The sequence below is a fragment of the Pontimonas sp. genome, assembly GCF_031581085.1.
GTDB lineage: Bacteria > Actinomycetota > Actinomycetes > Actinomycetales > Microbacteriaceae > Pontimonas.
Map to the genome: position 1 here is coordinate 200,147 of NZ_JAVLBO010000001.1, position 7,081 is coordinate 207,227.

A 7,081-nucleotide genomic window follows, 5' to 3' on the forward strand; every position below is an offset into this window, starting at 1 on the left:
CCTTTCCCGGATGGCCACGAGTCTGCCTGGGTCAACCATCCAGGGTAACCCACCATCTGGGAAGACCCCGCGAGTGCCCCAACTAGACTCTGTGACACCCGAGACGACACGAGGAGAGTGCGGTGAGTATCGACCAAGGAGAGTTCCCCACCGAACTGCGCGGCTATCGCCGCGCCGACGTGGAAGCTGCCCTCTCGGAGCTTCGAACTGAGTTGATGCAGGCGGCGAAGGATCGCGCGCAAGCACTGGAGGACCTCACCGCAGCGCGCAACGAACTCGAGCAGTTTCGAAACAACCAAAACGAAAGCCAAACACCCAGCTACACGGGCCTCGGTGGTCGCCTGGAAGCCGTCCTGCGCATTGCCGAAGAGCAGTCCACGCGCATCATTTCCCAGGCCGATATCGACGCCGACCGCGTCACCGAAGACGCCCGAGCACAGGCAGAAGCCACCCTCGAAGCCGCGTCGAAGGAAGCCCGCAGGATCGTCTCCGAGGCCGAAGCCACCGCCAAAGCCAGCCGGGAATCTGCTGAAGAACACGCCGAGAAACTCCTCGCCGAGGCCAATGCTGAAGCCGAGCGTGTGCGCACCGAGGCCATTGAAGAAGCCGCGTCTATTCGCGGCGCGGTCTCGACCGAAACGGCGAAGCTCCGGGCCTCTGCCAAACGCGAATCCGAATCGCTCCGCGCGGAAGCCGAGCGGGCCATCGCCGAGCAGCGCAGTGTGGCTGAGCGCGAAATCGGAAAAGCGAGAAGTGACGCGGCGGCATTGCAAAAAGAGATCGAAGTGGAGCGCGCCACCCACGAGTTGACGCTCAAGAAAATTCAGGAAGAGGCGGCGTTAGCGAAAACGCAAATGGAGCAAGAGGTCGCGGCGACCCACGCGAAACTTCAACACGATAACGAGAAGCAGGCGGAGGCTCTGGCGCTGGTGGCGTCCCAGGCTCGCTCCGACTTGGACTTGGAGCTCAAAGCCCGGCGGGCCGAGAGCGAACGCGAACTTCTCGATGCGCACCAGAAGGCCGTCGAACTCAACGACCGCTTCCTCGCGGAAGCCACCACGCAGCGCGAAGAGCTCACCTCCCAACTGGCCTCGCTGCGCGAGGAGCACCAGAAGGTCGCGGATTCGATCGCCCAGTTGAATGAGGCCGGACGCGACGAAGCACAGGCCGAAGCGCGCGAAATGGTCGCGAAGGCCGAAGCCGAGGCGAAAGAAATCATCGACGCCGCGACCGGCGAAGCGAGTAAAAAAGTCGCCGAGTCAGAAAAGCGCGTGGCCGCCCTTCGAGTCGAAAAAGACACGATCGCGAGCTACATTGAATCGCTTCGAAGCGTGGTGCAGGTCGTCGACACAGCCGCACAGGATGCACAGGACGCACAGTCCCAGTCCCAGTCCCAGTCCAAGTCCAAGTCCAAGCCCAAGTCCAAGTCAGAGTCGACCGACAAATAAGGCCTAGCCCTCGAGCTCGTCCTCGGGCCACTCTGTGGGAAGCGGCAAGGCTTCGGGGGCGACCTGAGCGACAATTTCACTGAGTGCCAGGTGGGTGTATTTTTCGCCCACAAAGAGGTGCTTTGCCCCTTCGGCGGCGATCACTCGGGCGTGCGGGATGGTGGCAAAGCGGCGACTCGCTTCGGCGGGTTGGAGAAAATCGTCGTGTTCGGGAACGAGCGCTACGACCGGCTCTGGCCGGCCCACCCAGCGGGCAAGGTCGGCGTCGCTCGCGCGGTGTAGGGGCGGAGAGAGTAACAAGGCACCGCTGAAGGGGTAGCCACTATCGAGGGCGTGTTTGAGGATGACTTCGGTTCCAAATGACCAGCCCACGAGCCAGGGGGAGCTAAGCCCCTCACCGTCGAGAAACCGGAGGGCAGCGTCGAGGTCGAGGCCCTCCTGTTCGCCCTCACCAAAGCTGCCCTCGGAGAGGCCTCTGGGTGAGGACACCCCGCGGAAGTTGAACCTCAAGACGGCAATATTGGCCATCGCGGGGAGTCGGTTAGCGGCCTTTCGGATCACGTGTGAGTCCATGTAGCCCCCGGCGGTGGGCAACGGGTGGCACCACAGCAGGGTCGCGACCGGGGCACCACTGAGCGGGAGGGCGAGCTCACCGACCAGGCGCAAGCCATCAGAGGTCTGAAACGACACGTCGGATCGCCTCGCGGGCAACACGCTGGAGCTTCGAATCACGGCCATTGGTTACGCAATTCGCCAACAGTGGTTGTGCCAGTGGCGTCTTTCCTCCACGGCTCGATTCGATCCGAGCAAAGATTCGTCTTCCCAGGAGACCAGGTGGGCCTGTCCGGGGGGAATGATGTGGTTACAGCCGGGGCAGCGGTAGTCCTTCAGCGCATTGTGTTCACTGATGGGCTGGACAACGTAGCGCTTTCCCCGTTTCGTCTCGACCCGGCGGATGCCGGTGCGAAGCCGCTCGATATCGAGTGCTTCGGCGTCCTGATCCCGGTCGCGACGGTGACGGCGGGGCATGCTGGCTAGTACCAGTTCTTTTCTTCGGAGTGGCCCCACGCCGCACACGGGGTGTTATAGCGGGCCTCGATGTATCCCAGGCCCCAGCGTATTTGGGTCTCCGGGTTTGTCGCCCAATCGTCGCCGGCACTGGCCATCTTGCTCGCGGGAAGCGATTGGGGAATCCCGTACGCGCCGCTACTCGGGTTTTGGGCGAAGTGGTTCCAGCCAGACTCTCTCATCCAGAGCGCGTGCAGGCAGCGGTATTCACCCTCGTCCCAGCCTCTGGCGGTCACTAAGTCGCGAGCGATGGCTTGGGCCGTGCCGGGATCTGGTGTTCCCACGGCGGGCGCACTCGCTCGGGCCGAGCGGGTCACACTCCACGATCCGTCTCGAATAATCTGCCCGGCATCGCCGGTGACGCTAAATTCTTGGGCATCCGCCGACTGCTCACCGTGGAGTAAATAGGCACTCGCGGGGTCCACGTGCGGGTTTACCAGGGGCCAGGCGAGGAAGGCGGCGATACTGCCGAGGGCGAGAACGGAGAGCACCCGTCGCGGCGCACCGAGGCGTCGAGGCGCACTGTGACTGGCGGCGCGGGCCAGATTCCCGGAAAACACTCGCTTTAGTGTAGCCGGGAGTGGTGAGAAACTAACGCACGGCGAGAATGACCGAAACGGTGTCGTCTAAGACACGGTCGACTTGGCTTTCTTCGTAGCCTCCCAGGCGAGTGCGAAACTTCTGGTTGCGCACCGTCGCCACCGACACGGCCTCTTGACCCTGGAAATAGCGCACCAGTCGATCACAAAAAATGTCGACATCGGCGGGGTGATAGCCCGGTTGCAAAAGCTTCGCGCGGCGAAACTTTTCGGTGCGCGGTCTGGCGACACGGTCCAAAATCTCTTGGGCTTGTTGGCGAATGCGCTTGTAGTAGCCGGCTTCTCCGGTGTCTTCTGTCACGCTGGCTCGCTCTCTGGAGGCAAATGCTTCCTCTAACCGCCACAGGGCCTGGTCTACCGCGTGGGGGTCAAAACCTTCTTTGGGGGTGGTGCTAAACACCTTTTGTCGAATATCGGAACTGGTGATGCCCTCATCACTGCCCTCATAGGCGCGCTTGGCGCGGTCTAAGAAATCCTGAACCTCGGCTTTGTCATAGCCCGCTTGGCCTTTTGGCGCATCCGGAAACAGCTCACCCACTCCCCCATTCTGCTCTCTGGAGCGGCCTACAGCCCGCATTCACACACCATGACCGTCCTTTTCACCCCTGTCGGGCGAAGCGAGTCCTCAGCCGAGGAACTGGTAGAGCAGGTAACCGACGGCGAGTGAGGGCAAGACTGAATCCAGCCGGTCGAGAATGCCCCCGTGTCCGGGCAGCAAGCTGGACATGTCCTTGACCCCCACCTCGCGTTTGATAAACGATTCCAGCAGGTCACCGAGCGTGGCAGTAATCACAATGACCAGGCCAATCATCACGCCCCACCACGGCCCCACCCCGATCATCCACACCCCGGTCGCCACTCCGGCGATCGATCCTGCGAGGGTTGCGCCGGCGAGCCCCTCCCAGGTTTTCCCTGGACTAATCGCAGGAGCGAGCTTGTGGCGTCCGAGGGCGCGCCCGACGGCATAGGCGGAAGTGTCCACGCTCACCACAATGATCATCACGGCGAAAATCCACCACGTTCCGCCTTCACTCAGTCGCAGCGCGACCGCCGCCGATCCCATGAAGGGCAGGTACATCAGGACAAACCAGCCCTGTTGAATATCTCGTGCCGCGAGCCCTCTGGCGCCGGGTTGCACCATCAACACCAATCGGCCGAGCGCCACCAGAATAATTCCGGCAAACAGGGCGGTAAATAACCCGTCGCCGCCAAAAAAGTAGGCTCCGGCAAGGATGGCAAGAGAAATCAACGACAGCAGGGTCCGAGACAGCCTCGCACCGCCCAGGCGCATCGCCCCCACCAACTCCACGACAGCGAAGACGAGAAGAACCCCCGCGAAGAGACCAAACAGCAACGGCGAAACCAAAAGCGCGACGAGAAACAGCCCGCCAAAGACTAAACCGACCGCGATGGCCTGCCATAGCGGGCGGCCCGCTGCTTGATCGATGCGGTCGTTTGCTTCGCGGACCTGGTGTTCCCACTCGTGATACTGAGCTTCAACACCACCGAGGACGTGATCGAAGGAGCTGCGCTCCTCGGGTGGTTCGGAGGGCTGCTCGTCGCGGCGTGGTTGTCTGTTCACCGCAGGTCACACTTCGAGGAGTTCGTCTTCTTTTCTCTTCAGCGCCTCATCGATATGGTCGATGTGGGCCTTGGTCATCGCCTCGAGTTCCTTTTCGGCGCGAAAGACGTCGTCTTCACCCACTTCGGACGTGAGGGCTTCCAAATCGTCTTTTGCTTTACGCCGCACTCCACGCACCGACACCCGGCCGTCTTCGGCCTTCTGGTGGGCGAGTTTCACGTACTCTTTGCGACGCTCTTCGTTGAGCTCAGGCATCGTCACACGAATGACCTCCCCGTCATTTTGGGGTGTCGCATCCAGGTGTTGCGCCGCAACGATGGCTTTTTCGATGTCCTTGGTTGCCGACTTGTCGTAGGGGGTAATGAGCATCGTCCGGGCCTCTTGCACCTGGAATCCCGCCAACTGATCTAGGGGGGTGGGAGTGTTGTAGTACTCGACCATGATTTTTTGAAAAAGCGCCGGATTGGCGCGCCCGGTGCGCACATTCTGAAAGTCGGTGTGGACGGCGTCCACGGCTTTATCCATTTTGTCGCGAGCCTCGGACAGTACATCTTCGATCATTGCAACCTCCCGGTCTTGTCCTCGAGTCTAGCGAGCCTCATCTGGCGGGGTATCGCGCTAGGACACCAAGGTGCCGATGCGCTCACCCAGGAGCGCCCGAGTGACGTTGCCCTCCGGTTCCATGCCGAAAACCAGCATCGGCATGCTGTTGTCCATGCAGAGGCTAAACGCCGTCGAATCGACGACCTTCAACCCCTTCACCAACGCTTCCTGGTAACTCAACTGGTCAAACTTCTGAGCATCGGGGTCTGTTTTCGGATCGGAGGTATAGACCCCATCGACCCCATTCTTTGCGACCAGCACTTCGTCGGCGAGGATCTCGAGCGCGCGCTGGGCCGCCACGGTGTCGGTGGAAAAGTAGGGCAGACCCGCCCCCGCGCCAAACACCACCACGCGCCCTTTTTCCATGTGCCGCACCGCCCGAAGCGGAATGTAGGGCTCGGCCACCTGGGTCATCGAAATGGCCGACTGCACTCGCACGTGGGCTCCGGCCTGCTCGAGGAAGTCTTGGAGTGCGAGGGCATTCATCACGGTGCCCAACATGCCCATGTAGTCCGCTCGGCGCCGGTCCATACCGCGCTGGCTCAGTTCGGCGCCGCGGAAAAAGTTTCCCCCGCCCACCACGACGGCGACTTCCACTTCGGTCGCGGCTTCCGCGATTTCCCTGGCAATTTGAGCGACAACGTCGGGATTCACACCGAGCGCACCACCACCGAAGGACTCTCCGGAGAGTTTGAGTAAAACGCGCCTCCGTGAACCCATCGCTCCTCCTTGCGTCATCGAGGCCTCGCCTAGCAGGCTAGCGCCTCAGCGCTGTTTCGCGGTTAGGACCCTACCCGGAAGCGCGCGAAGCCGTTGATTGTCAGTCCTGCCTGCTCGACGACCTGCGCAATCGAGAGTTTGTTGTCCCGGGCGTAATCCTGATCCATCAGGGAAACCTGCTTGAAAAAGGAGCCGAGGCGTCCCTCGACGATTTTCGGCAGTGCCGCTTCGGGCTTTCCCTCCGATCGACTAATTTCTTCGACCACGGCGCGCTCCTTCTCCACCGCGTCAGCGGGGACCTCGTCGCGGGTCAAATACTGGGGATCGGCAAAGGAAATGTGCTGAGCGATTCCTCGGGCGGTGTCCTCGTCGCTACCGCTGTAGCCAAGAACGACGCCGACCTGCGGGGGCAGATCTTTATTGGTCCGGTGCAGGTAGATCGCGAACTTTTCGGCTTCCAGGTGCGCCACCCGGCGCAGCTCAACTTTTTCGCCGATGATGGCCGCTTCGCCCTCGATGGTTTCCGCGATGGTGGAGTCGCCAAGGGGGGCGCTCTGCGCCGATTCGACATCGGTGCTTCCTGCGGCCATTACTGCCGAGAGCACCGTGTCAGCGAGGGCAACGAATTTCTCGTTTTTCGCGACAAAGTCGGTCTCGCAGGCCAGTTCAATCAGGTAGGCACTACCGCCAGACTCACCCGCGGCGACCAGACCTTCACTGGTGGAGCGATCGGCACGCTTCGCGTTACCTTTCGCGCCTTTCAGCCGAAGAAGCTCGGTGGCTTTTTCGAGGTCTCCACCGGCTTCAACCAGGGCGTTTTTCGTATCGACCATCCCGGTGCCCAGGAGCTCCCGGAGCTTTTTAACGTCTTCTAGGGAGACATTCGCCATGCGTGGTTCCTCTACTTCTTCTCGGTCTCGGTCTTCTTTGCGGCAGGTTTCTTCGCCGCCGGCTTCTTCTCCGCGGCAGGTTTCTTCTCCGCAGCGGCTTTCTTCTCCGCAGCGGGTTTCTTCTCCGCAGCGGGTTTCTTCTCCGCAGCGGCTTTCTTCTCCGCAGCGGGT

9 protein-coding genes are annotated in these 7,081 nt (G+C 61.5%); 1 reads left to right on the forward strand and 8 read right to left on the reverse strand.

All coding sequences use genetic code 11. The features are described 5' to 3' along the window. The first annotated feature begins 122 nt into the window (after window positions 1-122). Window positions 123-1,448 carry a hypothetical protein gene (locus RI518_RS01005; RefSeq protein WP_310689151.1) on the forward strand — a complete coding sequence of 442 codons (1,326 nt, stop codon included), beginning with the start codon at window positions 123-125 and terminating at the stop codon, window positions 1,446-1,448. Window positions 1,449-1,451: 3 nt separating this feature from the next. Here the strand turns inward: RI518_RS01005 and RI518_RS01010 are convergent, their stop codons facing one another. From RI518_RS01010 to tsf, 8 genes are all read right to left on the reverse strand, one after another. Next, window positions 1,452-2,180, reverse strand: coding sequence for an alpha/beta hydrolase (locus RI518_RS01010; RefSeq protein ID WP_310689152.1), 729 nt, complete (start codon window positions 2,178-2,180; stop codon window positions 1,452-1,454). Window positions 2,181-2,189: 9 nt separating this feature from the next. Beyond that, window positions 2,190-2,477 carry a hypothetical protein gene (locus RI518_RS01015; protein WP_310671518.1) on the reverse strand — a complete coding sequence of 96 codons (288 nt, stop codon included), beginning with the start codon at window positions 2,475-2,477 and terminating at the stop codon, window positions 2,190-2,192. A gap of 5 nt (window positions 2,478-2,482) precedes the next feature. Then, window positions 2,483-3,076, reverse strand: coding sequence for a transglycosylase SLT domain-containing protein (locus tag RI518_RS01020; protein WP_310671517.1), 594 nt, complete (start codon window positions 3,074-3,076; stop codon window positions 2,483-2,485). 31 nt (window positions 3,077-3,107) lie between these two features. Next, entirely contained in the window at window positions 3,108-3,653 is a 546-nt protein-coding gene (locus tag RI518_RS01025; RefSeq protein ID WP_310671516.1) for a DivIVA domain-containing protein, read from the reverse strand. An 87-nt stretch (window positions 3,654-3,740) separates the two neighbouring features. Next, window positions 3,741-4,697 carry a phosphatidate cytidylyltransferase gene (locus RI518_RS01030; protein WP_310671515.1) on the reverse strand — a complete coding sequence of 319 codons (957 nt, stop codon included), beginning with the start codon at window positions 4,695-4,697 and terminating at the stop codon, window positions 3,741-3,743. 6 nt (window positions 4,698-4,703) lie between these two features. Beyond that, window positions 4,704-5,258 carry a ribosome recycling factor gene (gene frr, locus RI518_RS01035; RefSeq protein ID WP_310671514.1) on the reverse strand — a complete coding sequence of 185 codons (555 nt, stop codon included), beginning with the start codon at window positions 5,256-5,258 and terminating at the stop codon, window positions 4,704-4,706. Window positions 5,259-5,315: 57 nt separating this feature from the next. Continuing rightward, a complete protein-coding gene (gene pyrH / locus RI518_RS01040; RefSeq protein WP_310671513.1) occupies window positions 5,316-6,038 on the reverse strand; it encodes a UMP kinase in 723 nt (240 codons plus the stop codon). A gap of 44 nt (window positions 6,039-6,082) precedes the next feature. Further along, on the reverse strand, window positions 6,083-6,910 hold the full coding sequence (gene tsf / locus RI518_RS01045; RefSeq protein WP_310671512.1) for a translation elongation factor Ts: 828 nt from the start codon (window positions 6,908-6,910) through the stop codon (window positions 6,083-6,085). Window positions 6,911-7,081 lie beyond the last annotated feature (171 nt).